Here is a 23,058-nt window from a genome sequence, read left to right as displayed (position 1 = left end):
ATTCAAAACAAAGTTTCCGGGTGGAATTAATGGGTTATTTTTTTTCTTCGTGATATTCCTGTTCTGTGTTAATAGACCAGATATTTGATTTGGTAACAATGCCATTGGCGATATTATCTACCGCTACCATGGCTGTTAGCATGGAGTGATCGGAGTTGTTGTATTTGTGCATACCGTTGCGGCCTACAAGGAAGAGGTTTTCGAAGGTGTCAATATATGCTTTCAGTTCTTCGAAGCGTTCGTAGGTGCCCCAGTAAGCGGGGTATGTTTTTTCCATTCTGAGTACGGTGGCATCCAATACATCAGACTGTTGTGCCAGCCCGATTTTGCAGAGTTCGGTGATGGCGGTTTGCCTGATTTGTTCGTCGGTAAGTTCCCAGAAATCATCTCCTTTATTGCAGAAGTATTCCATACCTACCCAGGTAGTATCGGGGTCTTTTACCATGTATGGGCTCCAGTTGTTGAAGAGTTGGAGGCGTCCTACTTTTACATCTTTTTCCTGTATATAAATCCAGGTATCTTTTAATGATAACGGTTGATGTTGCCCTGTTTTTTTATCTTCAAAACTCAGGTTTTTTAGCAAGATGCCGATGGTGATGAAGTCGCGGTAATGCAGTCCTGCCGCAATCTCCCGTACATTGGCCGGTACATTTGCTTCCAGGTCGGCCACCAGTTCCTTGATAGGCATGGTGGAAAAGAAGTAGTCTCCTTCCAGGGTGACTACTTCGCCGGTGGCGCGGTCTACTGCTTCGATGGAAACAATTTGATTGCCGGCGGTGTGAATTTTCTTCACGTCATGTTGCATAAGTACCGTGCCGCCTTTATTGATTACCTGGTGCGCCACTTCTTCCCATAGTTGGCCGGGGCCGTGTTTGGGATAGAGGAATTGTTCGATCAGGCTTGTTTCTACATTTTTTTGTTTAAGATCTTTGGGTTTGCCGGCGTCGATAGCTGATTTTACGGCATGCGCAATGGCCTTACCGATAGAGATCCCTTTGATTCTTTGTGCGCCCCATTCCGCAGAAATGGAGCTACAGGAAATTCCCCATACTTTTTCCGTATAGTCTTTAAAGAAAAGGTGGTAGAGGGTTTTGCCGAAGCGGTTGATCATGAAATCTTCCAGCGACTTTTCATTTTTCCGGGGAAAAATTTGTGCCCACAGGTACGAGAACATGATGCTGATAGTGGTAGTGAATCCCAGTTTTTTCAGGGTATCAATGGATAGTTGTATGGGATAGGTAAAGAATTTTTTCAGGAAGTAGATGCGTGACAGGCGTTGTCTCACCAACATAATCAGATCGGGGTCAGTTGCTACCAGTGTATCGGTGTTGTTATTGTTGTTGCGGGGCGCTTTTACTTCCCTGGTTTTCGACTGGTAGCTGATAGAAAATATTTCTGCCGCTTCTTTGTCCAGGGGCATCATCGTCATCCACCAGTCCATTACGCGATCGGATTTGGAGAAGAAGCGGTGTCCTCCAATATCGATGCGGTTACCTTTGTAGTTGACTGTTTTGGAAATGCCCCCGATGTCGGTACTTTTTTCCAGTACTACCGGTATAATGCTGGTGCGCTGTAATAGTTCATAGGCGGCGGTAAGCCCTGCAGGGCCGGCGCCGATGATGATAGCTTTCTTTTGCATGAGCGAATGAGGTTATTAAATAAGTGATTGCTGAGGTGAGCAGATGGTGGTTGTCAGGGTATTTGTCATAAGTTGTTGGAGAGGTATTCCCCGGATGTAGAAAAGGTGGAACCTGTTGAACATTGGCATAGCAAAATGGTTTTATGCAGGTATTTCCGGTGAAGGAATTACCTGTTTTGAGGGTGTATATTTTATGGGTTAGCAGCAGATGATGAGGGCTGCCCGCACTATACAATTATAGGAGTTGTTACTGAAATGCGACAGCAGCATTACTACTTTGGCCGCGGTTTTGAGCGCAGCGCTTATTGGGAAAAGGGTTTAGTTTTCGTTAAATAGCGGAGCGGGTCTTAGAATTTCCACTTATAAAAATAGAGGGGCGAATTTTTGCCTTCGCTGATGGTTACATAGCCATCGTTGGCAGGTGTAATGGTAATGCCTTCTCCCTGCTTTTCTACCACATACGGCAGTATTTTCGCAGGTTTAGCCATGGCTTCCTCTACACTTTCATTGGCATTGCGATGCCAGTAGTAGATAGTGGTTAATGTTTTAATAACAATGTGGTGGCCGTCTTTAGAGATATCTCCCGAAGTTACCCAGGTATAAGGGAGCTTTATTGATTTTTCCAGCACCACTTTATCTCCATCTTTGAAAAAGAGTGGGCCGGCTTTATAAAGACTCACTTCTTTTTCTCTTTTGCTGATGATATAAATTTGTTTGTTAATGGGATCTATCAGAAGTGATTCAGCATCCCTGGCGCCATTCGGGAACTTGAGGGTGAGTACATCTGGTGTAACACTTTCCTTTTCAGCTGGCATTTTTACAGGCTCCGGAAAGCGATAAATGCGGATATGTTTGCGGATGCCGCCGTTGTCGCCAATGTCGCCCACGTATACGTAATACTTTCCTTTTTCCGGTCCTATACCTTCTGCAATATCTTCCCAGTCGCGGTTGCTGACTTCTTCCAGTTTAATGGTGCTGATCAGCGCGCCTTTGTGATTGAGTAAATATACTTCCGGTTTATTGCCACTATCATTATGCGTCCAGTAGCAGCCTTTTAAAGGTACACTGGCGGCAATGCCTGAAGCTTCCCGGATTTTATCTGTTTCGAGATGCCCGAGTATCTCGGGCGCAGCTGTTTGGGCTACGGAGGAAGCCGTAAACAGCAAACAAAGCATGGAAAGGATGAGTAAGCGCATACGTTAATTTACAGAAAACTGCCGGAATGGAAATTTTTTTGGGTAGTTTTTTGTGGAGATGTTGATTCAAGGGATAAACCGTTCACCACTTATAAAGGTACTTTTTTATTGATCAGGTGATCCCATTGGTATCAGTAGAAGTAGCTTTGATGGCCCTGTCTTCCAGCGTTTTTGAAAGCGACTGAGACGAATTTGTAAGAAATGGTATAGAAGATATAGCTACTTTTTGTCTTTCGATAATGTCAAGAGACACCTTCTGGTTACTTAGCATTCAATAAATAAAAACGCTGCAAAATCATTTGCAGCGTTTTTATTTATTACTTCTTCGCCAAATCTGACTTGGCTTTTATCCGCTCAAACACATACGTCAACTCAGGATCCTTACTCTCCCGTACATAACTAATGAACTGATTCAACGGCACTTCATAATCAGGCATAATACCCCGGCCACTGTCTTTTGATGCATTGAAGAAATACAACTCAGACATAGGTACGGTGAGAATAGATTTTGTTTTGGGCAGCATATATTTCAGGAACCAGGCAGCAGTAGTAGCATCTACGCCGCTACCGGTTTCTTTACCAATAATTTCACCGCGCTTATTTTTTTGTACCAGTGAGGCAAAATAAGTAGCGGCTGATACGGTGCCGCCGCCTGTTAATACATATACTTCTCCTTTGAAGGCATCTTTATCGGCAGGAAAATCTTCCAGTAATCCATCTCTTAAACGGGCATTTCCAACAAAAAAACCGGTACTGTCCTTGTCAAAACGTTGATAGAGGAAGTTCAGATTGCGGCGGATATCATCTTCGGATAATACACGTCCATTGTCGGCTACTGCGTATTCCGTGTAGGAAATGTCAATTGTTTTGGTACGGTAGTTATACACATTGCGGAATGGCCCTTTTGCCAGGAAGGAATAGAGCAATGCGCTGATAGCGGGATTGCCGCCGCCGTTGCTTCTGATGTCGATCACTACCTGTTTGTAATTCCGGCGATTAATTTCTTTAAAGAAATCGCTGAACTCTTTGTAGGCAGTAGCTTCGTCGAGGGAGAAGGTATTTACCGTCAGCAGTCCTGTTTGGGTTTCGTCATAATAATTCCGGTATACATAATACGCGCGTTGCAGCATATTAATGGGCATAACGGCTTTCTTGGTGGCATGGAAAGCATCTGTGGGTGATGAAAAGGGGAGGGTTACTTTACTTTCTTTGCTGGTGTCAGGTGCTTTGTACACGATGTCAAAAGAGCGGGTCACGTTGGTACGGAGACTGAACAGTAATTGAAATTCTTCATATACCCTGTCGGTCCCTGTTTTAATATAGCCGTCACTGTAAGCTGCACTGGAAAGTACGCGAAGGATATCGGGTACTGTCATGCCATTGATGCTTACTACCTCTGATCCGTAGGGAACTTCACCTCCTTTTAAGTTAATAAAGATTCTGCCTCTTTCAATCACAACAGGGAAGGGGAAGAACTGAATATTATTATAGACCTCACGGATATGTTCTGGCGAAAAGTTAAACGCAGTATGTACATCATGCAGGAGTTGCACCGGCGAATATTGCAGGCAACTAAGGATGTCTTTTTGCTGAGACGCCAGTTTTAACAGGGAATCTACCTGTTTGTTAAACGTGGTGGAGTCGGTGAATTTGTACGGGTTTGGATGCTGCTTTTTCAGGATATCCACGGCTAAACGGAAATCTGATAATAGATCTTCTTTCGAGAGTTGGGAGAATTCTTTTTCCTGTGCATGGCTTCCCAAACTTTGTAATGCCAGGACGGCAGCCAGTCCTGTTTTAATAAATTGTTTCATATAATACATAAAATTTTACGAATAAATAAGATCAAGAATGCCTTCATTCCTGATGATCATCATTCCCTGTCTGTCGGCTGTGATGCCTTCTTTCAGCTGATAAGTGTATTTAGGTATGCTGCCTTCCATGATAGTAGGCATGTAGGAGAAACGGATATTCGGGTTGCCTTTCAGCGCTTCGCCTACTTCAATGATGTGTGTAGATACTACAAAAAGACAATGCTGAAAGTCCGCGAAAGCTTCTGTAACGGCCAGGGTGCCATCATAGGCATCTTTTACGTTGGTGCCTTTAAACAGTTCATCGAAAAGGAGGAACAATCTTTTTCCGCTGGCCGTAGCTTCTGCGGCTTGTTTCACCCGCATTACCTCTGCGTAGAAATGGCTGTAACCCAGTCCTATGTTATCTGCTACGTTAATGGACGTATATAGTCCTTCCCGTATAGAAAACTCCAGTGTGGTGGCTGCTACGGGAAATCCCATGTGGGCCAGGTATACGGCAATTGCTACTGATTTCATCAGGGTAGATTTGCCGGCCATATTGGCGCCTGTCAGGAATAATACATTGCTGTGTTCATCCATGGTGAGGCGGTTGCCAATGGCATTGGTTAATGCCGGGTGACAGAGGTTGTCGGCCGTCAGTATGTTTGTTTCTTTCGATAAGGCACGCGCGTAATTAAACCCTCTTTTGGCGGCAACTTTGCTGACGGCGATATATACGTCTACTTCATAAATGAAGCGCAATATGGATTCCATTTTAGCGGCGTAGGCCGATTTCAGCAGGTAGTCGTATCGTGCCAGCGCTGTTAAGGAGAGTGTCTGATAGATATCGGTATCTGCCAGTGTTTTTAGTACCGGTTCTCCTAACAGGGTGCGCATTTCTTTGGTCTTGTTCGCAAAGGGCCCGTTATCCGGGAGGGCCTGTAGTAATGCTGCACAATGATGAAGTACGCCTATCGTAGATTGGAGGCCCTGTACTTTCTTTTTGTAGTGTTCATCGCGGGTCAGGCTTGCCAGGCATTTCTGGGTGAGTGTACCTACAAGTGAGGCCAGCCGGTTACCGCCGGGGGAGGTATCCAGGTATTCCCGCATGTTGATGATTTGTTGTTCATCAAAAGGGAAGGGCATATTTAATGCCTGGAAGAAGCGAAATATCTCTGTGCGCGTGTTAATGGCGTTGATATCTGTCAGCGGGTGATGAAACATATCGTCCAGCATCTTTTCTCCGCCTCTTGTTTTCACCTGGTTAAACAAATGAAAGATAGATCCCGTGCGATATTTTCCTAACAGGTTCAGTTCCTCTAACGTTTGTTTGTCAATAAAAAAGCTCATGTCACTTCGTTTAAACGTTTACGTTAATATTCTTCTTTCCGTTTTTTAGGATGTCGAGGATTTTTTCATTCTGTATAATGATCATCCCGTGGCGATCGGCGGTGATACCTTGTTCCACGCGATAGGTATATTCCGGTGTGTGACCTTTCATGCGGGTAGGAAGATACAGGAAGCCAATGCCTGGGTGTTGTTGCAGGTCTTCGCCTGCTTCCACGATGTGGGAGGAGATAATGAACCGGCTCGCTGTTTTGGATGCAAAAGCTTTGGTTACTTCTACGGTAGCTTCATGAGCGTCTTTTACATTGGTACCCCGGAATAATTCATCAAACACTACAAATATTTTTTTTCCTGCACTGAGTTCTGCGGCTACTTTTTTTACGCGTAGTACTTCTGCATAAAAATGGCTGGCTCCCATACCCAGGTTGTCGGGTAGGTTGATGGTGGTATAAATGCCATCCATAACAGCAAACTCCATTTTACGGGCTGCTACCGGGAAGCCCATATGAGCGAGATACATTACCGTGCTTAATGAGCGCAGGAAAGTAGATTTGCCGGCCATGTTGGCGCCGGTGAGAAAGATCACACGTTGCGATAAGCCCATTTCCACATCGTTGGCGATGGGCTGTGTTAAGGCAGGGTGGTACAGGCCTTCGAGGGTGAGGGTATTGCTTTCTTTTTCCAATGGTATTGGAAAGATGAAGTGATGCTTATTGGCTACCTGTGCTACGGCAATATAAACATCGAGTTCGTATATAAAGTGCAGTATGTGTTGTACTTTTTCCCGTTCGCGGATACGAAGTAAATTATCAAATGCAGCGTTGGCTGCAAATGATAATTTACTTTTCCCGTTTTCACGGAATACAGGTGTAAAAGCGGGATCAGACAAACGCGCTTCCATTTCTTCCCGGAGGGAATTGAAGGCGGTATTGCTGGTGACAGCGTCTGTGGCGATAAAGGCTTTTACCCGCTGTAATAATTCCAGCACGGCTGTTACGCCGTTTTGAATATCTTTTTCTCCTAATTCGCTCTGGCTGTTTCTTCCGGATTGTTGTGCCGGGTGGGAGAAATATTTTTCGGCCAGGTCAAACAGGGATCCGTTAAAAGGGAAGTCTATACGTGCTTGTGCGAAATGCCGGATAATATTCCCTCTGCGGCGAATCGCGGTGGCATCTGTGAGCGGATGGCGGAACATATCCTGTAGCAGCGCTTCTCCTCCCCGGGTGCAGGCCTGATTATAGATTTCATAGATGCCCACAATATCTCTTTTGCTAAATAAGCGCAGATCATCAATTGTTTGCTCATCAGTTTGTAAATGCATCTGACAATGTGGTTATTGCCTTTTACGGCGGATTAATAAAATCGTGGCGCCTACTAACAGTACTCCGGGAATGATCCAGATGAATATCCATTTGATAGTCATCACCTGTGCATAGGTTAATAGTATCAGGTTGTCTTTTGGTGAATGTTGGTATACGAAAATCGGGAAGCGGTTATAGTCCAGCCAGCTATAGATGGTGCTATACATATAGTCGTTCTGGATGCGGCCATTACTCATAAAGTCGGCGTCTCCGGTTACTACGATACGTTGTTCTTTTCCCTTGTGGTTACGTACCAGTTGAAGGGCCGTTACAAAGCTATCGGCCTGTATATCGCCGGCAGCCGTATTGAATATGGGCGCAGCAGAATCCACTACGATGCCATGGGCGCTGTGCCAGGTAGATTGTGGCCGTGTAAGCAGGATAGGCTTTATGGTAAATCCGCTGGAATCGGACCATTTTAGGGGTAGAGCACCGGGCATCATAATATTGATGCTGTCGCCTCCTTCTTTGGCAAGATAGGCGGTTTCATTGTCTGCCATATCCATAGCGGGACGGCTTACATATAAACCGATATGATCCGGCATTTCGTGCGGCGATGGTTGTACGAGCATACCATCCAGTGCGGTAACACCTAACGGTTGCAGTAATGGATTGATCGTATTTTGTTTGCCATTTTCTGCCAGTATCAACAGGTTACCACCCTGGTCAATGTATTTGCTTAATCTCTGACGCGCCTGTTCACTCAGGTCTGTTTTAGGGTCTGCTATTACCAGGCTGGATATGCCGGCAGGAACATCCTGGTGTTCGAGATTAATCGTATCTATATCAAAACCAACATTGGTTAAAGAGCCTCGTACCCACTTTGAAGCGGAGTGGCCGGCATATTCCCGTTCGCCCAGTTTAGATGGATTGCGTTCGTAATGTCCTGCGCTGAATAACACTTGCGGCATCTCTTTCTGTAAAAGTCTTTTGAAGGCGGCGGCAGTAGCCGATTCTGTAGGCCAGAAGAGCGGATCATCGAATGTGCGGAGGAAAGTAGTTCTACCTTTGTATTTCAGTTCCATTACCAGGCGCATATTTTCCGGCGCCAGGTCTATTATTTTCCGGATGCTGTCCGGGCGAAGGAAAGAAGAAAGATCTACCTTATTGCCCTCTGCGGTTAACGCCGCTATTTGATCCAGTGTTTTACCGGGTAAATATTTAAACAGGGTGCTATCGCCGTCCGGAACATCGTAGTAGTATACATACTTAAATTCAATGTTGGGTTTAAAACGGATGTAGCGTGACCACATCTGGGCGAGGTATGCATTCCGGTTTTCCGGGAATCCATTGCTCATGCCGCCCCCCAGCAAGTTCACGTACATGGTTACCTGTAAAGGCTCATCTCCCAGTTCTTTCACTACTTCCTGTGTTTTGGGATGCAGTGTATTAACTTGTTGGGCAGTGGTATCATAATACCAGATATTAGTTAAACGGGAAGTGAAAAAACCGATGACTAATACTACCAGGAAAGCACCCAGGTATTTGGCTGTTTTAACATACCAGGGAAGTACTGCTCTGGCATTCTGTAACCGGAGATAAGTAAACAGGATCAACATAGCATCTATCAACAGAAAGTAAGCGATATCACTGCTGTTAATAAGCCCCATCAATAGATTTTGTGTACGACCATTGATGGAGATGAAGGTAGTCAGGTCTCTGATGAAATCATATTTCTGCCAGAGTTGTCCTATCGAACCCAATACAAAAAGCAGGATGAAGCAGCCAATGGCGGAGAGTACCTGGTAGTTGGTGAGGGAAGACATAAACATGCCGATAGCGGTGTAGGCAGAAACAAGCAGGAAGAAGGCCAGTATTCCACAAAGGAGCACGCCATAGTCGACGTGACTAATACCAAAAAGACCTATTAATACAAAGATGCTGACAATGCTCACCAGCACCATATTAAAGGTTAAAATAGCCAGGTATTTACCCAGCACAATATCTCTTGTTTTAACCGGCGAGGAGTAGAGTAGCCGGATGGTTCCATTGTTAAATTCCCGGCTGATCAGGCCCATTGTCAGCAATGGCACAAAAAGATATAAATTTTTCAGTGCGCTGATAAACAAGCTATTGGCCCCCAGGAAAACAGCGCGTGTTTGCGAGCCGGGAAAACCTTTAAAAATGGGTGAGTTCTTGAAGAAGATATCCTGCCATTTTGCTGTTTCTTCTGTGGCAGCAACAAAAAAGTAGCCGCAAAACACAAAGAAAGCGATGGCTAGAAACCAGGCAACCGGCGAATAGAAAAGGTTGCGAAGTTCATTTCGGGCAATTTTTAAAATAATTTTCATCTGCGCGATATATTATTAGTTCGTTTTAGTAGAGAGTTGTTTGAAAATATCATCCAGTAGAGAGCGTTCCAGGCTTAATTCCCGGAGTTGCCAGTTATGTTGTACACTGGCGTGTACCAGGCGTTCTGTGATGTCAGCGTCTCCTTCGAAATAAAGGCGTATTTGTTTTTTCGTGAGGTATTCCACTTTGGTAGCGCCACGGATTTGTAGCAGGTCTGCTTCTGCCGGCGGGTTCTCCATCGCTATCAGTACGCTTCCCGGCTGGATATAGTTATTGAAGGCATCCATGCTGTCTGAGAAGATGATGCGTCCACCTTCTATCATAATAATTTCCCGGCACATCAGCTGTATTTCAGGCAGGATATGAGAAGACAACAATACGGTATGTTCTTTTCCAATTTCCTGTAACAGTTTTCTGGCTTCAATCAGTTGGTTAGGATCAAGGCCGGTAGTAGGTTCATCCATCACTACCAGCTTCGGTTTATGAATAATCGCCTGCGCAATGCCTACGCGTTGTTTATAGCCACCGGAAAGATTGCGGATCAGGCGGGAGCTGAAATGGGCAATGCCTACTTTTTCTTTTACTTCTTCTATGGCTTTCCTGATACGGTCTTTGGGAATAGCTCTCAGCTCTGCAGTATACCGGAGGTATTCATCTACCGTAAGATCTGTATACAAGGGCAACTGTTGCGGCAGAAATCCTATTTGCTGCTTGGCCAGTTCCGCTTGTTTGCGGGTATCTACACCGTTGATGGTTACCAGGCCTTCGGTTTGATTGAGTACACCGCAGATGATGTTCATCATGGTAGATTTTCCTGCGCCATTGGAGCCCAGCAGGCCAACGATGCCATGCTGATTAATCTCCAGGTTGATGTCGCGGACTGCCCAGGAGCTGCTGTACCTGTGGGAGAGTCCTTCAATGTTAAGTACGCTCATATTATTTTGTATGGATAAAGGTTCCCCGGGAGACCGCATTTGCGGTCTCCGTCAGGATTTCTTTTAGTGAAGCAATTAACTATCTCGAGTGCCTGATGTCCGCTACAGCAGGAGCTTGGGCGCCTGTTGCGCCAGTAGCACCTGTAAGCACCAGGCTAATATTGCGACGGAGCCATGGATTGTTGCCCGTATCAAACTGCCCGATATCATTGGCGATATAAGAGGCGATCAGTGTATTGGTGATCGCATCCCGGAATTCAAATACATAGTTTTCTATTCCTGCTACTACTGGTACTTTAAAAAAAGCGGTTTGCGTTTTAAAAGAAAGCTGGGCCAGTTCTTTTTGTGGCTCGCCTTTGAGTATCACTTTTACTGGTGCAATGCCTGTGGCGGCGTGTATTAGTCGTATGCCCATTACGCTGTCGTTGACTGCATAATAGGGCAGGTCATCGTGAATCAGGAGGCTATCTGGTTTCGCCCTGCTACCGGTCAGGATCAATGTGGTAATGGAGCCTACCGGTAAGGAAAGCGACAGGTTATATAACGCATGATCAGCGGTGGTATCAGGATATTCAAAAATACCTAACGGCTGTGTGCCGCTATAGGAGCTGAATGCCTGCGCTGCGTTATAAGAAATTCTTGTAGTGAGCAAATAATTTATTGGCGTAATGCCTTTAAAATTCATTGCCACATTATTGCTCCCTGCGATGGCATTCATGACCATGAGTGAGGAAGTACCTGGTGGTGTGGCGTCTTTCTTGCAGGAAATAATGCCCAGGCCAAGTAACAACAGCAGGGTAGCAATTTTTTTGTTGATCCGGTAATTGTTCATATGCCAGTTCTTTTTATAGTGCATTGTATCCAGGATTCTGTTTCAGGAAAGGTGCCTTGCTGATTTCATCTTTAGGAATAGGATATAGTAATTGATAATCTCCTGCCCAGGGTTGTTTAAGCGCTATGCTGGAAAGCACTTCCCTGGCTTTCCCTGTTCTTTTAAGATCCAGCCAGCGATGTCCCCATTCGGCAAAGAGTTCCGTACGCCGTTCCGCGGCTACTGCATCCAGTACGGCTGCAGCAGGGAGGTCTTTAGATAATGTGGGAATGCCGGCACGGCGGCGAAGTTGATTCAGGTCATCAATGGCTACGCCCAGACCACCACCAGCGCCGTGTGCGGCCGCTTCCGCACGAATCAGCAGTACTTCTGCCAGTCGTACTACCATATAATACTCCGTGGCAGGTGCACCTGCTACCACATTAGGGTTGCCCGTTTTGTATTTTTTCGGATACCAGGTAAAGAAGGGTGTGTTAGGGTTGGTCTGTTTATTATCGGTGCTGTCTATCCACGCAGTATATCTTTTATCGCCCGGTTCAAAGGCCTGGCGCAATGCTGTGGTCAGGCAGTAAGTAGTACTACCGGAAGTGAAGTTGCCTGTGGGCAGCAGCGCAAACCCTTCTGGCGTAGCATTTTTCAGGATATAAAGATCTTCTGAAGTTTGTTTCAGTTGCCAGATGGCTTCACGGCTATTGGCAAGGAACACCTTGTTGAGATCGTCGAGTTCATAGAGAGAGGTTTGTGCCAATACCTCCGATGCTTTGGCTGCTGCTTCCGGGTAATCGCGTAAATAAAGCGCTACACGGGCAAGGAGTGCCGCTGCGGTCCATTTATTGGGCCTTACTCTTTCACCGCGACCAGCCGTGTAATCACCAGGCAATACGGTATAGGCTTCTTGTAAATCTGCTACTATCTGCCGGTATATATCCTGTTGTGGGGCATTAGGTAATTTTATGGTACTGTTGTAGTCCATCACAAGTGCCAGTGGTACTTCTCCAAATAAATTCGTCAGGTAGAAATAGCAAACGGCACGCGCCAGTTTGGCTTCTCCTCTGAAAACTTTTTTAACGCTGTCCTGCAAGCCGGGAGCTGTTGAAGCATTTAATCCTTCAATCACTGCATTGGCGGCACTAATCGTTTTATAGGCGCTTGCCCAGGCATTCCGGACACTGGTACCGCCATTCTCTACATTTAGTTTGTTGGTACTAAAATAATAGAAGGCAGTATTTTGTACGCCTGCTCTTAAATAAAGTTCATCCGATGATAATCCTCCCAATATGGTGGCGAGTCCGGAGGTAGTGCACTCGGTGGCTGCCTGCCAGGGAGTGAATCCGTTTGAATTGATCATCCGGGAATAAATTCCCACCAGCGCACCTTCAGCTTGTTTATCAGAAGAGAATATTTTCTCTGAAGTCACCGAGGTGGCAGGATCTGGAATTTCTATTAATTTTTTACAGGAAGAAGATAGCAGTAAAATCAAAAAACTGGCGAATACACCACGTGTTAAAGACATATACTTCATGATTTAAAAAGTAAAGGACAATCTGCCAGTCAACGTCCGGGCAGTAGGAATGGTGGAAAGCTGCTGAATTTCAGGATCTAATCCCATATACCTGCTGATCCAGAAAACATTCTGTATACTCATCATCAGGCTGCAACTGTGCATGCCTGCCTTCTTTGCGAAAGCTGATGGTAATTCATAGCCTACACTCAGGTTATTCAGCCGGAGAAAAGAGGCATCCGTATAAGTGCGATCAGATTCATTCATCACATCGATGTTGGTGGAATAAGGTGCATATAATGCAATGTCACCTGGTTTACGCCAGCGGTTTTTAGCATAGTTGGCAGGGAGATATAAGTTTTCCATTTTCCCCGGACGTGCGTTCGCCAGCAGATTTTGTCCCAATTGTTTTCTGAAAGAGAAGCCCAGGTTAAGGGTGAGTTGTTTGTAAGTGACTATTGCTCCTGCGCCACCGGCGAAAGCAGGTGTCATATCCAGCTCTATGTACCGGTCATCGATATTGGGTGTCTGCAAATTGGCATCGTAGGTAACACGTCCGTCTTTGTTATGATCTTCATAACTGTATTGCCCGGTTCTGGGATCCACACCCAGGTAATGAAGCAGGTACATGGTACTGAGCGATCTGCCAACCTTGTAATACATGGCATAGGGTGAGTTTTCGATACCGTCGTAAGACACTAATTTGTTTTTGTTTGCGCCAATATTGAAGTTCACAACAAGCGAAAAATCTTTTTTGCTAATTGCCTGCCAGTTCGCACTCGCCTCGATGCCGCTGTTTTGTACATTGGCAGTCCAGTTGCCCAATACATAAGGGAAGCCGGTAAATATAGGTGTTGGAAACTGCGTGAGCTGATTGTCGGTATGTTTACGATACCATTCCACCGAGATCATCAGTTTGTTATTGAAAAATCCGCTTTCCGCTGCCAGCGACAGCTGTTTACTGGATTCCCATTGATATTGATCATTGAAGGAATGTTGCAGCAGGTATGGTTTAATGCCGTTGTAGGCGGGCATGAGTACCGAGTTGTAATCAGGATCCTTGGGGGCCCATTCTTTCATGTACTGATAATCCATGGAGCCATCGCTACCCGTCATACCGTAGCTTCCCCGGAGTTTGAAGAAATTGATCCATTGCGGCAGGAGAGCTCTCATCCATTTTTCATCGCTGATGACCCAGCCGGCTCCAATGGAGCCAAAATTGCCGTACTGTTTTCCTGGCGCAAACCGGGAGGAACCATCTCTTTCGAGATTAATGTTCAGCATGTATTTATTTTCCAGGTTATAATTCACCCGGGTGAACATGCCGGCATATTTATAGTCGGTACGCATTTCAGTAGTTTGCTGAGAAGGCGCATTGGCTATTGTATTCAGCAATTCATCGTATTCATACCCGGTACCGGTAGCGGTGGTGCCGGTGGTAGTGGCCTGTTGAATAGTACCTCCTACCTGTACGGCTATACGGGATTTTCCCAGCATATGCACATATTCCAGTTGGGGAGTGGCATTAAAATTCCGGGAGAGTGTGTTCCCGAAAGTAGCCTGGCCGGTCACGTCTCCAAACAAAGGATTTTGTGCAGCGATGGGTATTTTATAATTATTGCTGCCGGTATTTTGAGTGAGACCACCTTGTACACTGACGCTCAGCCCAGGGGCCAGCTTATAGGACATATTGAGCGCTGAGGAGAGGAAATTGGTTTTACTAACACTGGGTGTCAGCAAGTAAGAGAAGGGAAATGCAAATGAATTATAACCAAAATTCCATCCTTCGAAGTTTAACTTTCCGTGCTCATCAAAGATGGGTGGCGCATTTGGAATAAACGTGGAGAAGCTGCCGGAATAGTTCACGGCATCCACCAACATACTACTGTAACCCACATTCAAATCCATGCGTAGCTTCTCATTCGGGCTTTTGTGGTTCAGGTTAAATTGTACTAATCCCCTGGTATTGCCACCAGAAACATTCATCAGATCGATGGTTTTATCATAGTTGGCATTTAACCGGAAAGTAGTATGGGAGTCTCCTCCACTTAGCCCTACTGCTATCACACGTTGTCTGCCGGTACCCACCAGTTGCTTTTGCCAGTCGGTATACCGGGTGGTGTCCCATTTCATCAGATCGGGTGCATTTTCGGCGTTGGGTGTAATATTGTCGTTCGCAAAGGCTTCTTTACGCATGGCAATATATTCAGGGGTATTCATCAGCGGAATGCGGCGGGAGGGGGTACTCCAACCTTCTGTGTAGTCAACATTAAAGGTAGTCTTTCCCGGTTTCGCCCTTTTGGTGGTGATGAGTATAACACCGTTGGAAGCCCTGGAGCCATAGATAGCGGTAGCATCTGCATCTTTTAATACTTCAATGCTTTCGATGTCTTTTGGATTGAGGGCAAACAGCGGGCTTTGTCCGCCTACATTCGTATAACCGCCCTGGATCAGGCCTCCGGTCATTCCGTAAATGGGGGCATTGATATTGGCTACATTCCACTGAACGCCGTCAACAATATATAGTGGGTCTGAAATAGCCGTGAATCCTACAGAGTTTCTTCCTCTTATTTCTATACGCACATTTCCGCTGGAATGTCCGTTGTTAGGGGTCACAATCATCCCCGGTACTTTACCCTGCAGCGCGAGTAGGGGATTGAGCACTGCCTGCCTGGCAATTTCTTCACCTGTTACTTTCGTAATACTACCGGTAGCCAAACGTTTACTGGTTACGCCATATGCCTGTACTACCACCTGGTCTAACTGATCTGTGGCCGGTGCCATACTGACGGAAATTTTACTGGTGGCGCCGGCAATTTTTATTTTAATAGGCTGGTATCCGATATAGCTCATGCTGAGCACATCAGGGCCGGCGATTTTAGATATCCTGAATTCACCTTTTTCATCGGTTTGTGTGCCTTTACCATTTTTCATGACCATCACCGTAACACCAATCAAAGGCTTTCCCGTAGTGGCTTCATAAATAACACCATTGATGGTATAGGAGCTGTCTTTAGGTATAGCTACGGCGATGGATAAAGGGAGGCCAGGCGTTTTTTCAGAGAGGAAGATGGTGCGGTCACCAATTCTGAACATCAGTGGCTGATCTTTAAATGCCAGCTCCAGGAAGTCGGACAGCGACATGTTTTGCACCTTCAGATTAATTGGATGTGCAGTCGAGAGTAGTTGTTTGTTATACATAACAGTATAACCGCATTGTTCTTCAATGACAGGGAATATCTTGCAAAGCGGCACATTCTCCCCGGAAAATGAAATCGCATTTTTTAATGTTTGTGCATTGGTTGATAAATTGATGGCCAGGAGGAATAATAGCGATAGCTGAACAGCCCGCGTGTTTATATTACTGAATCCTTGCCGGAAATCCAGGCCAGCACAGACATTGGTGAGCACACGAAGTCTGTACCGAATTGCAGTTTTTTGGTTAAATTGCATCAGTTTGGTTGTTTAAAATAATCGTTGAATGCGAATACAACGGATCAACCGAATACTAGCCGGAGGCGACGCCAATCGCTCCCGGTTTTTTTTGCCGGCATCTGCATATTTGATTTTTCCGTTTTTATTTTGGTTGTGTATTATTTATTAATCACAATGACTTTTCTGCCTTCTAAACGATAATGTACGCCTGATTCTTCCAGTCCTTTCAATAAGCTTTCCAGGCTTTCCTGTCTGCTCATTTTTCCTCCGAAAGTGATGTCCGGTACGCCATTTTCATATTCAACGGTAATGTCGTACCAACGTTCGATCTGGCGCATTAATGCTGCTAATGGAACACCATCGAAGTTGAAGAATCCATTTTTCCAGGCAATTACTTGTTGAATGTTCACTTGTTTAATGAGTTGTAGCTGTTCACTTTGTTGTGCTACCTGTTGACCTGGTTGTAGTGTAATGGTTTGTTGGTTATGCTTTACCTTGATCGCTCCACTGATCAGTGTTGTTTTTATATCCGCCTCATTTGGATAGGCGTTGATATTAAAGGAGGTACCTAATACGTCAATGGTAGTACCATTGTCTATGGCTACACGGAAAGGCATGCTGGCGTTGGCGGCTATTTCCAGGTAGGCTTCTCCCGTAATTTCCACTCTTCTTTCATGGCCGGCAAAAACCGTTGGATAGCGGATGGTGCTGGCGGCATTTAGCCAAACCATGGATCCGTCGGGTAGCGTTAGTTTAAACTGCCGGCCTTTGGGAGTGGTCATTTTATTAAAGACTACTTCTTTTCCATTGGATTCATATACCAGTGTGCCATTCATCAATTTGGCGGAAGCGCCGCCCTGTTGCGGGATCACACCATTACCTACGCTATCAATCGCTACTTCTGAACCGTCGGCGAGGGTGAGTACTGCACCTGCTTTGCCTGGTGGCAGGGTGTTTTTAGTGATGGCTTTGCCTGTTGTGGTGTGTGGTTGTTGCCATAAGTACAGGCCTGTAGCCAATAGGGCCAATACGGCTGCCGCCGCCGCCCAGCGGAAAATGGCGGTATTCCGCCGGGCCGGCGTTAATTCGGCAATCCTGGTTGGAATAGTGTCGATTTGTGCGGTATGTATAATATTATCCCACATGGTGGCCCGGCTGCTATTGCTAAGGTGTTCGTTTTGCTTCACCGTTGACAGGGCTTCGCGGAACATCATAAAATGGGCATCGTCCTGCGCCGGGTCGTTTAGCAAATCGAATAACTCGTCTAACTCGGCCGGTGTAGCGCGGTTGGTAGCATATTGCTGCCACAAATAGCTTAATTGATCCATGGGTGATTCCATACCTGATATTAGTAAGACGAATAGCGCTAAGAAAAAATACTACTCCCTGAAAAAAAATTATTGGAGGGCTGCCATCCAGATCAATAGCAGGAATAAGTCGGCTCCTTTTTCCATTAAAAATGTGCGGATGGTATGCAGGGCCTTCGACATCTGGTTGCGTACTGTATGAACAGAAATAGAAAGCATGACGGCAATTTCTTCATAGCTATAGCCATCACGGTATTTTAGTTGGTATATGCGTTTCCGTTGTTCCGGTAGCTGGTTCACGGCCGCTTGTAGTAATGTTTGCATGCGATCCCAGCGCTCACCTTGTATAGGTTCGTTTGATTGATCCAGGTGTAGTGCCTGGGCGACGAGGTATTGCATTTTAATTTCCAGCTGATCGCGGCGCATGCGATCCATGGCTTTATTGCCCAGCATTTTATACAGATAGGCTCCTGGAGATTCAATATGGGTCAGCAAATCCCGCTTTGCCCATAGCTGAACAAATACTTCCTGCACGATTTCCTCGGCCCAGAATTCAGATTGTAGCAATTTAACTGCATGCCAGTGAAGCGGATCAGCATAAGTTTGAAAAATGCTGGAAAATGCAGCAGTGTCGCCCTCAGATATACGCCGGAATAACTCCTGTTCACTAAAGAGTAAGTCTTTCTCCACCATAATTAATCTATAGCCCGGGTAAACTTAAAGTAAATTATGGATAAAACATAGTGTCAAACTATTCTGATATGAGTTGAAGTATTTCCTGTGTAATCTTGTATGGAGGCATCATTTTATTAATTGATAGTATCAGGTGATACTATCAATATCTGTTTTTGGGGCAGATAAATTAGTAGTTACGCCTATATTTTATAAATCGAATGATTAATTGTAATTGATTGGTTATCATATGTTAATATATTTTCACGATCATGCGTAGACCAAATATATTTTCATCGGTATTTTAGCCTGTCCGGGATATATTATCTTTTTATTAGGGAAGTTTGCAGAGAGAGGCCTGCCATTTGTTTTTTACGTTATTTTAGGTATAAACAAACGAGTCAATGAAAAATTACGTAGTGCAAAAAAGTCCGTTCGTGGTGCCTACAACAGATGGCAAGCTAATTGAAGAAATATGGGGAAACTCTACCGGCCATGGTAATATATCTGTAGCGCACATGATAGCGCCTGCTGGCTGGAGTGAACCTCACCAGACGCCGGAATTTGACGAATTCACTTATATCATTTCCGGAAAGAAAGAATTTGAAATTGATGGGGCAAGCATTGTGCTGGAGAAAGGGCAAAGCATCCTGGTTAAAAAGGGAGCAAGGGTGAGATACAGCAATCCATTTGAGGAGCCTTGCGAGTATATGGCTATTTGCCTGCCCGCATTTTCGATGGACCTGGTTCACCGGGAAGGCTAGGCTCGTCTAAATGACAACATATTAGCCAAACCTGACTCAAATAAAAACGCCGCAAATGCTTTATAGCGAATTTGCGGCGTTTAAGTGGTTGCCTGACCTGGATTCGAACCAAGACTGAGCGAGTCAGAGTCGCGAGTACTACCGTTATACTATCAGGCAATGGTAATTCAGGACCGCGAAATTAGAACTTTTCACAAAAAGAACAAATTTTAAGTGGTGTTTTTTTGAAAAAACCTTGAATTTTAAAGGGTTATATTGATGTAAGTGTAATACAGGCGTCTATTTGAAGGGGATAGCCTAAAAAACAACGGTTCGCGGCTGTACTTTCACCTTAATCTCCATCGTATCATAAAAAGTATTGTTATCAGGCTGGTACGGCACATTCAGCCCGATAGGTAGTATTCAGACGAATCAACATATTTTCAAATATTTACCAGGATGCGTTGAAAGTGGCGATGGTGCTTTTAACGGAGATCACGCTACTAATAAAGAATCCCGTATCGTAAAATAATAATCCTTCTCACTGAATTGCAGTTTCAGTTGTTGCGCTTATACTTGTACACACAGTCAACCCTGAATAAAGACCCTCATTAACGCGTAAAAACCACGGATCCTGCCGGTTGGATCAATTAAAAGTAAGACTATGCTATTATCACCTTTGCTATCTGTTCATACACGTGCCCGGAGTTTCGGTGCCTTCATTTTTGCTGATCGCCAAAATCGCCTGCTGTTGGCAATTGCTTTTGTCGTAGTTGTTGTTAGGATGGTGGTATTCAAGCATTTTTTTCCTTACATGGATTTTACTTCGGATACTGGCGCCTATATGCAAACAGCACTGCAAAATCTTGATCATAATATTTGGCCTATTGGCTATTCCAAATTTTTGTGGTTGTTTCACCAGGTATCGCATTCAGAAACAACATTGGCTGTGCTACAGTTGATATTGTTGGAGGTAAGCGCCTGGTTCTTTTACTTTAGCGTAGTATATATCTTTCGTCCGGATGGTTATTTCAGGTATGGCTTCTACGCTTTTTTGCTGATCAACCCGTTGTTCCCTTTTCTGAGTAACTATTTCATTTCAGATGCGGTGTTTTTGTCGCTGGGGCTTACCTGGATTACCCTGTTGTTATGGATGTTGCATAAGCCTACGAATTTCATACTGGTGTTACATGGACTGGTACTGGGGCTTGCCTTCACCATTCGTTATAACGCCATGTTTTATCCATTTGTGGCGTTGATTCCGATCTTGTTGTCGAGGTATAAGGTATGGCAGAAGATAATGGCTCTTTTATTGCCACTGGTATTGATTATTTCCTTTGTAATGTTTGTCCGGCAACGTTCTTATGAATATGCCGGTGCTCGGGAGTTCTCTGTTTTCAGTGGTTGGCAGTTGATGAATAATTCTATGTATATGCTGCAGTACCGGAAGCTGGACTCAACGGGCGTGCCACCGCAGTTTACCGCTGTGCATAAGCTGGTATATACTTATTCTGAAGGTCTGCGAAAAAATCCTAATAAAAAGCATGTATGGGACGGTGCGGTATTTATGTGGGACCAGGCGGGGCCTCAAAAACAGTTATTAAGCCAATATGGTAAAACCCATAAAGGAGCGGATGCCTATACCGGATGGGCCAATTTAACACCGCTGTTCAGGAGTTACGGCGCTTATACTATCAGTAAGTATCCACTAGATTTTGCGCGTTACTACCTGTTGGAAAATGCACGGCTATATCTATTGCCAGAGCCGGAAGTACTGGATGCCTATAATCGCCCTTATTTAGGCGCTGATATGAATGATGTAAGTGCTTTTTTCACAGATGGGGAAAAACAGAAACCAATGAGCCCATATAATAATTTGCAAAGTGCACTCATGGCCCTATTCCCTTCATTAATCGTTATTTGCCATTTATTATTCCTGGAAGAAACCATCCGTTACCTGGTTAAAAAAGGTATCCGGAAATCCAGCCGCAAATTTAATATCGCGTTGTTGTTATGCTGGACATTTATCCTTGTCAATTTTGCTTTTAGTGTGCTGGCAGCTCCTATTGTACTGCGTTACCAGGTATTGTTGATTGTATTGTTATCTGCATATACCCTATTGCTAACCGGGGAAATAGACCGCCCGGCTATTTCGCAGGAAGCAGCAGCGTTGGAGGAAGAAGAGATTATGCTGGGCATCTGAATGAAATGCAGCGATAAAGATTTTTTCGCTGTATCTTAACCCCAGGATGCGCGAAATCAGTGGATGATTGCGGTAAACTATCCGGCTTAGGAAATGGTATGTCTTATGAAGAAGACAATAGCACTTATTGGGAACGTCTGAGAAACGGCGATAAACAGGCGTTGTTTGCTTTGTATAACAACACTTATTCACATCTGCTGCGGTTTGGGTTGAAAATATGCGGTAGCGATGAACTGGTAAAAGACTGTATCACACAGTTGTTTCTGCAGTTGTGGAGCCGCCATCAAACCCTGCGCCCGGTAACCAACGTCCCTGCCTACTTATTTACCGCTCTTAAGCGACAGCTGCTGGATCAGCTGGCCTACCAGTCAAGAATACATACTGCTATCCACCGGATGACGGATCAGGAGGCAGACAGTGAATTATCTTATGAAGAAATCATCATCCAGGTACAACAGGATGAAGAGCTGAAACAACGTTTACAACAGGCCCTGAAAACATTAACCCCCAGGCAGATAGAGCTGGTGAGATTGAAATTCTTTGAAGGCCTTACCTATGAACAAATAGCGGCACAAACTTCCCAAACCGTGAAAACGGCCTATAATACCATCTATGATGCCATCAAGGCGCTTCGGAAGATGCTGAAATAAGCAGGTACCTATCTTCCGAAAAAAAAAATTAAGAAACGCTTAGGAAAAGTAATGCATTCTGCCGTCTGTATAATCAAAGGCATTACCTACATGAATTTCCAGGAATACGAAGTCATCGATTTTGCATGTGATGAATCCTTCCAGCGCTATTGCCTGGAGGAACATGATGAGGATGTATTGTTCTGGGAAGACTGGCAACGCCAGCACCCTGAAAAAGCAGCCATGATAGCGGAAGCCCGGGACCTGGTAGCCTTGTTATCGGCAGGGCAGGGTAATCGCCTGGAGCAGCTGAAGCACCTGGAAGATGGAATTGCCCGGTATGATCTGCTGCAACAGGCCGTGGGCGTGGAATCCGATCATGCGGGTTCCGGCAGCCGGGTATGGAAATATGCAGCCGTTATAGGCGGTGTGTTGTTGCTGGCGGGTAGCGGCTTCTTTTTTTACCGGCATCCCCATGTACCGGAAAAAGAGGTGGTCATCAATGCGGGTAAAGATCCCCGTAAAACGGTGGTATTGCCGGATGGCTCTTCTATGGTACTGCGGGAAAATAGTAGGGTGGAATTGTCGCCCGGATTTAACCAGCATAACAGGCAGCTCACCCTTACGGGGGAAGCCTTCTTTGATGTTACCCAAAATGCACAATATCCTTTTATGGTACATACGGCGGCAGTAGACATCAAAGTGCTGGGTACTGTTTTTAATGTAAGCGCCTACCAGGATCGTGCAACAGAAACCGCTTTATTTAAAGGGAAAGTAGAAGTGACGATGCCGGGACATCCCGGACAAAAAATTGTATTGCAACCAAATCAAAAATTAATAACGGCGGCCGCCAAACCTTTTGCTGTAGCGCCACTGGATGCAGATCCGGTGAACCACAAAGCCAAAGAAATTGCCTGGGTACGCAACCGGCTTGAAATTGAAAATGAAACCCTGGAAGCCATTGCCGCCAAACTGGAAAAATGGTATGGTATCCGGGTGGAGTTTGCAGATGATACCGTGAAAGAATACCGCTACTCCGGCACCTTCGAAAGTGAAACGATTATCAAAGCATTGGATGCCTTGCAGTTATCGTATCCTTTCAATTTTAAAATGGTAAACGGCGCCATTATTATCAGTAAATAAAATAGTGTAAGTCAACCAAAAATAAAGAAG

The 23,058-nt window shown here is 45.1% G+C and carries 16 protein-coding genes and 1 tRNA gene; 4 read left to right on the top strand and 13 right to left on the bottom strand.

Annotated features, from left to right (window positions below):
- Nucleotides 1-34: 34 nt before the first annotated feature.
- The 12 genes from AC5ZC7_RS24155 to AC5ZC7_RS24100 form a co-directional block, all read right to left on the bottom strand.
- The gene (locus AC5ZC7_RS24155) at nt 35-1,639 is read right to left on the bottom strand and encodes an FAD-dependent oxidoreductase (RefSeq protein ID WP_496158464.1); all 1,605 of its coding nucleotides are present in this window, start codon (nt 1,637-1,639) and stop codon (nt 35-37) included.
- Nucleotides 1,640-1,986: 347 nt separating this feature from the next.
- Nucleotides 1,987-2,835: a hypothetical protein gene (locus AC5ZC7_RS24150; protein WP_496158465.1), complete on the bottom strand. Its 849-nt coding sequence runs from the start codon at nt 2,833-2,835 to the stop codon at nt 1,987-1,989.
- A gap of 317 nt (nt 2,836-3,152) precedes the next feature.
- Nucleotides 3,153-4,649 carry a S41 family peptidase gene (locus tag AC5ZC7_RS24145; RefSeq protein ID WP_496158467.1) on the bottom strand — a complete coding sequence of 499 codons (1,497 nt, stop codon included), beginning with the start codon at nt 4,647-4,649 and terminating at the stop codon, nt 3,153-3,155.
- A 15-nt stretch (nt 4,650-4,664) separates the two neighbouring features.
- Nucleotides 4,665-5,978, bottom strand: coding sequence for a MutS-related protein (locus tag AC5ZC7_RS24140; RefSeq protein ID WP_496158468.1), 1,314 nt, complete (start codon nt 5,976-5,978; stop codon nt 4,665-4,667).
- Nucleotides 5,979-5,988: 10 nt separating this feature from the next.
- Nucleotides 5,989-7,296 carry a MutS-related protein gene (locus AC5ZC7_RS24135; protein WP_496158469.1) on the bottom strand — a complete coding sequence of 436 codons (1,308 nt, stop codon included), beginning with the start codon at nt 7,294-7,296 and terminating at the stop codon, nt 5,989-5,991.
- A 12-nt stretch (nt 7,297-7,308) separates the two neighbouring features.
- Entirely contained in the window at nt 7,309-9,627 is a 2,319-nt protein-coding gene (locus AC5ZC7_RS24130) for a Gldg family protein (protein WP_496158470.1), read from the bottom strand.
- A 15-nt stretch (nt 9,628-9,642) separates the two neighbouring features.
- The gene (locus tag AC5ZC7_RS24125; protein WP_496158471.1) at nt 9,643-10,563 is read right to left on the bottom strand and encodes an ATP-binding cassette domain-containing protein; all 921 of its coding nucleotides are present in this window, start codon (nt 10,561-10,563) and stop codon (nt 9,643-9,645) included.
- Nucleotides 10,564-10,642: 79 nt separating this feature from the next.
- Entirely contained in the window at nt 10,643-11,395 is a 753-nt protein-coding gene (locus AC5ZC7_RS24120; protein WP_496158472.1) for a hypothetical protein, read from the bottom strand.
- A 13-nt stretch (nt 11,396-11,408) separates the two neighbouring features.
- Entirely contained in the window at nt 11,409-12,908 is a 1,500-nt protein-coding gene (locus AC5ZC7_RS24115; protein WP_496158473.1) for a RagB/SusD family nutrient uptake outer membrane protein, read from the bottom strand.
- Between the two features lie 12 nt (nt 12,909-12,920).
- Nucleotides 12,921-16,349: a SusC/RagA family TonB-linked outer membrane protein gene (locus AC5ZC7_RS24110; protein ID WP_496158474.1), complete on the bottom strand. Its 3,429-nt coding sequence runs from the start codon at nt 16,347-16,349 to the stop codon at nt 12,921-12,923.
- 140 nt (nt 16,350-16,489) lie between these two features.
- Complete coding sequence (locus AC5ZC7_RS24105; protein WP_496158475.1) at nt 16,490-17,671, bottom strand: FecR domain-containing protein; 1,182 nt, start codon at nt 17,669-17,671, stop codon at nt 16,490-16,492.
- A gap of 57 nt (nt 17,672-17,728) precedes the next feature.
- The gene (locus AC5ZC7_RS24100) at nt 17,729-18,331 is read right to left on the bottom strand and encodes an RNA polymerase sigma-70 factor (RefSeq protein ID WP_496158476.1); all 603 of its coding nucleotides are present in this window, start codon (nt 18,329-18,331) and stop codon (nt 17,729-17,731) included.
- Between the two features lie 383 nt (nt 18,332-18,714).
- Between AC5ZC7_RS24100 and AC5ZC7_RS24095 the strand changes: the two genes are divergently transcribed.
- Nucleotides 18,715-19,074 (top strand): cupin domain-containing protein, encoded by a 360-nt coding sequence (locus AC5ZC7_RS24095; RefSeq protein WP_496158477.1) that lies wholly within the window; start codon nt 18,715-18,717, stop codon nt 19,072-19,074.
- Between the two features lie 85 nt (nt 19,075-19,159).
- Here AC5ZC7_RS24095 and AC5ZC7_RS24090 read toward each other — a convergent pair.
- A tRNA-Gln gene (locus AC5ZC7_RS24090) sits at nt 19,160-19,233 on the bottom strand.
- 484 nt (nt 19,234-19,717) lie between these two features.
- Between AC5ZC7_RS24090 and AC5ZC7_RS24085 the strand changes: the two genes are divergently transcribed.
- The 3 genes from AC5ZC7_RS24085 (at nt 19,718) to AC5ZC7_RS24075 (ending at nt 23,028) form a co-directional block, all read left to right on the top strand.
- Nucleotides 19,718-21,256, top strand: coding sequence for a hypothetical protein (locus AC5ZC7_RS24085; protein ID WP_496158478.1), 1,539 nt, complete (start codon nt 19,718-19,720; stop codon nt 21,254-21,256).
- A 98-nt stretch (nt 21,257-21,354) separates the two neighbouring features.
- The gene (locus AC5ZC7_RS24080) at nt 21,355-21,906 is read left to right on the top strand and encodes a sigma-70 family RNA polymerase sigma factor (RefSeq protein ID WP_496158479.1); all 552 of its coding nucleotides are present in this window, start codon (nt 21,355-21,357) and stop codon (nt 21,904-21,906) included.
- Between the two features lie 90 nt (nt 21,907-21,996).
- Complete coding sequence (locus AC5ZC7_RS24075) at nt 21,997-23,028, top strand: FecR domain-containing protein (protein WP_496158480.1); 1,032 nt, start codon at nt 21,997-21,999, stop codon at nt 23,026-23,028.
- Nucleotides 23,029-23,058: the final 30 nt, after the last annotated feature.

The sequence above is a fragment of the Chitinophaga sp. 9-1-y genome (assembly GCF_059511905.2).
The sequence above is the reverse complement of the archived record's forward strand: the minus strand, read 5'-3'. Positions and strand labels throughout refer to the sequence as shown.

Bases quoted from the DNA above. Each gene is read 5' to 3' on its own strand.
- AC5ZC7_RS24155 (WP_496158464.1), bottom strand. From the start codon at position 1,639: ATGCAAAAGAAAGCTATCATCATCGGCGCCGGCCCTGCAGGGCTTACC.
- AC5ZC7_RS24150 (WP_496158465.1), bottom strand. From the start codon at position 2,835: ATGCGCTTACTCATCCTTTCCATGCTTTGTTTGCTGTTTACGGCTTCC.
- AC5ZC7_RS24145 (WP_496158467.1), bottom strand. From the start codon at position 4,649: ATGAAACAATTTATTAAAACAGGACTGGCTGCCGTCCTGGCATTACAA.
- AC5ZC7_RS24140 (WP_496158468.1), bottom strand. From the start codon at position 5,978: ATGAGCTTTTTTATTGACAAACAAACGTTAGAGGAACTGAACCTGTTA.
- AC5ZC7_RS24135 (WP_496158469.1), bottom strand. From the start codon at position 7,296: ATGCATTTACAAACTGATGAGCAAACAATTGATGATCTGCGCTTATTT.
- AC5ZC7_RS24130 (WP_496158470.1), bottom strand. From the start codon at position 9,627: ATGAAAATTATTTTAAAAATTGCCCGAAATGAACTTCGCAACCTTTTC.
- AC5ZC7_RS24125 (WP_496158471.1), bottom strand. From the start codon at position 10,563: ATGAGCGTACTTAACATTGAAGGACTCTCCCACAGGTACAGCAGCTCC.
- AC5ZC7_RS24120 (WP_496158472.1), bottom strand. From the start codon at position 11,395: ATGAACAATTACCGGATCAACAAAAAAATTGCTACCCTGCTGTTGTTA.
- AC5ZC7_RS24115 (WP_496158473.1), bottom strand. From the start codon at position 12,908: ATGTCTTTAACACGTGGTGTATTCGCCAGTTTTTTGATTTTACTGCTA.
- AC5ZC7_RS24110 (WP_496158474.1), bottom strand. From the start codon at position 16,349: ATGCAATTTAACCAAAAAACTGCAATTCGGTACAGACTTCGTGTGCTC.
- AC5ZC7_RS24105 (WP_496158475.1), bottom strand. From the start codon at position 17,671: ATGGAATCACCCATGGATCAATTAAGCTATTTGTGGCAGCAATATGCT.
- AC5ZC7_RS24100 (WP_496158476.1), bottom strand. From the start codon at position 18,331: ATGGTGGAGAAAGACTTACTCTTTAGTGAACAGGAGTTATTCCGGCGT.
- AC5ZC7_RS24095 (WP_496158477.1), top strand. From the start codon at position 18,715: ATGAAAAATTACGTAGTGCAAAAAAGTCCGTTCGTGGTGCCTACAACA.
- AC5ZC7_RS24085 (WP_496158478.1), top strand. From the start codon at position 19,718: ATGCTATTATCACCTTTGCTATCTGTTCATACACGTGCCCGGAGTTTC.
- AC5ZC7_RS24080 (WP_496158479.1), top strand. From the start codon at position 21,355: ATGTCTTATGAAGAAGACAATAGCACTTATTGGGAACGTCTGAGAAAC.
- AC5ZC7_RS24075 (WP_496158480.1), top strand. From the start codon at position 21,997: ATGAATTTCCAGGAATACGAAGTCATCGATTTTGCATGTGATGAATCC.